The sequence below is a fragment of the Draconibacterium sp. genome (assembly GCF_041583095.1).
GTDB lineage: Bacteria > Bacteroidota > Bacteroidia > Bacteroidales > Prolixibacteraceae > Draconibacterium.
In genome coordinates this window covers 1-2,656 of the sequence record NZ_JBFHGM010000425.1, presented here as the reverse complement: position 1 = coordinate 2,656, position 2,656 = coordinate 1, and the positions used below count along the sequence as shown (strand labels likewise).

Here is a 2,656-nt window from a genome sequence, read left to right as displayed (position 1 = left end):
GTACGTAACATCATCTTCGGTAGCCGGGCGACCGGTGTTTTTGCGGTAGTAATAAAACGGAATTTGCCCGGCACCTTTTACAAAAGTTACAGGTAATTTCCCTGAAGGTGAATAGTCGCCAAAAATCAGGTCGGCCACTGCGGGTCCGGCCATTGTTCCCGGATGCCAGGCATAAAGTACGGCATCGGCCATTTCCATTTCGGCCCCAATTCCCAATGGTCTTCCGGCCATTACCACCAAAATAAGCGGTTTGCCTGTTTTTCTCAATTCGGTAATCAGTTCGGTTTGAACACCTGGAAGATCAATAATTCCACGTGCATTTGCTTCGCCCGAAAGGATAGACTCTTCGCCGGCAAAGAATAAAATGGCATCCGAACGTTTGGCAGCTGCAACAGCTTCGGCAAATCCTTTTGTCGATTTATCTCGGCTGTATTCCAACCCGGGAACAAAATTCATTTTTGCGCCAAGGATCTCGCCAAAAGCCTGTTTTGGTGTTGTTGAGTCTTCGCCTTGCCCGTCGAAAATCCAGGTTCCCAGCTGATCGCGTGCAGCATCGGCAAGCGGGCCAATTACGGCCAGCGAATGAATATTTTTTGAGATAGGCAGAGTGTTATTGTCATTTTTCAGCAAAACCATACTTTTTCGTGCTGCTTCGCGCGATACTGCCAAATGGCTTGGAGACAAAATGGTATCGGTTGAAACGTGATTGTCGTACGGTTTATCGAACAAACCCAATTTAATCTTAACACGCAAAATATTGCCAACATAAGTGTCGATCATATCTTCAGTGATCACGCCCTCTTCAATCAGGGTTTTTAAATTATCGGCGTAACAGGTGGTTGCCATTTCCATATCAACGCCTGCTTTTGCGGCAATTTCGGCGGCCTGTTTTTTATCGGAAGCAAAACCATGGTTGATCATTTCTTCAATCGATCCCCAGTCGCTAACCACCATACCTTTGTAGTCCCACTCATCGCGCAAAATTTGTTTTAGCGTAAATTCATTGCCGGATGTTGGCACTCCGTTTAAGTCGTTAAATGCCGACATAAATGTGAGCACTCCTGCATCGGTAGCCGCTTTAAACGGACGAAGGTGTACATTTCTGAGCAGTGGCTCGGGAATGTATGTTGTATTGTAATCACGGCCGGCTTCCGACATTCCGTAACCTACAAAGTGTTTGGCGCAGGCAGCTATTGCTGTTGGGTCGGCAAGGTCGCCCTGAAATCCTTTTACCATGGCAGCTGCAAACTCAGAAGTAAGCAGCGGATCTTCACCACAACTTTCTGCAATTCGTCCCCAGCGCGGATCCCAGGTAACATCCATCATTGGTGCAAATGTCCAGTTAATTCCCATGGATGAGGCTTCGATAGCCGAAATACGCATCGCTTTTTCAGCCAGTTTGGGCTCCCACGATGAGGCCATTCCCAGCGGAATAGGGAAAATAGTGCGATAACCGTGAATAACATCACGCCCAAAAAGCAGAGGAATTCCGTGTTTACTTTCTTCCAATGCAACACGCTGGAATTCTGCAACCCGGTCGGCTCCAAATGTGTTCAAAAACGAGCCAACTTTGCCGTCTCTGATGGCTTGTTTTGTCGCTTCTTCGTCGCCAAAGAAACCATCGTTAACCTGCTGCATCTGGCCTATTTTTTCATCCAGCGTCATTTCGCTTAACAGGCCACTGATTTTTTGTTCAACCGGATCGGGATTGTCGGTTAATGTTGTTGTACAACCTGTTACCAGCCAGGTTCCAATAATTAATATTAAAGCTCTAATCTTCATTATAGTTAGTATTTGTTCTACATTTCCTGATATACACGAACGTAATCCACTTCCATCGATTGAGGGAAAATGGCATTATCAATTCCCTGGGCTCCTCCCCAGTTACCACCAACTGCCACATTCAGGATAAAAAAATGTGGTTTGTTGAACGGCCAGTTGTCGTTGTTTTTGCTTGAGGGCGCATAACGGTGTGTAATATTTTCGGGAGAATCGGTATAAAATACCAGTTCTTTTTCGGTCCAGAACAGGCCGTAAATATGGAATTCTTCTTCGGCGGTCTGGAGAGATTTGCTATTGCCGTTACCATCTCCGCCATATCCTGCCGGAGTGTGCACGGTTGCATGAACAGTGTTGGGTTGGTAACCCACGTATTCCATAATATCTATTTCACCACAAGCGGGCCAGCCTGCTGTTCCAATGTTGGCGCCCAGCATCCAGATTGCCGGCCAGATTCCTGTTCCTGAAGGCAGTTTCGCCCGGATTTCCATTCGGCCATAGGTAAACTCTTTTTTACCACTGCTGATCATTCGCGATGAGGTGTACGATCCGGCAACTTTAGCATCGTTTAGTTTTTTTGCTGTTATGGTAAGAATGCCATCCTTAACCACAGCATTTTCTCCGGAGGTATAATTTTGCAGCTCGTTGTTTCCCCAGCCACCCGAACCGGTTTCGAAGGTCCAGTTGTCGGTATTTACAGCGTTCCCATCAAAATTATCTTCCCAAACCAGCTCCAGTTTCGAGAAGTATTCTGAATCGTTGGCGGCAATGGTGATATTCTCAGATGAAGTAAAAGTGTCTCCGTTTTTGGTAATAATTAACTCAATAGTGTACGTTCCTGCATAGGGAAAATAGGCCACGGCATTCGTTTCGTTTT

At 46.2% G+C, this 2,656-nt stretch carries 2 protein-coding genes; both read right to left on the bottom strand.

The features are described from left to right. Window positions 1-1,782, bottom strand: a 1,782-nt coding sequence (locus ABZB17_RS22135) for a glycoside hydrolase family 3 N-terminal domain-containing protein (RefSeq protein ID WP_372653787.1), incomplete at its 3' end; no start/stop codon positions are given. 17 nt (window positions 1,783-1,799) lie between these two features. After that, window positions 1,800-2,656, bottom strand: an 857-nt coding sequence (locus ABZB17_RS22130; protein WP_372653784.1) for a family 16 glycosylhydrolase, incomplete at its 5' end; no start/stop codon positions are given.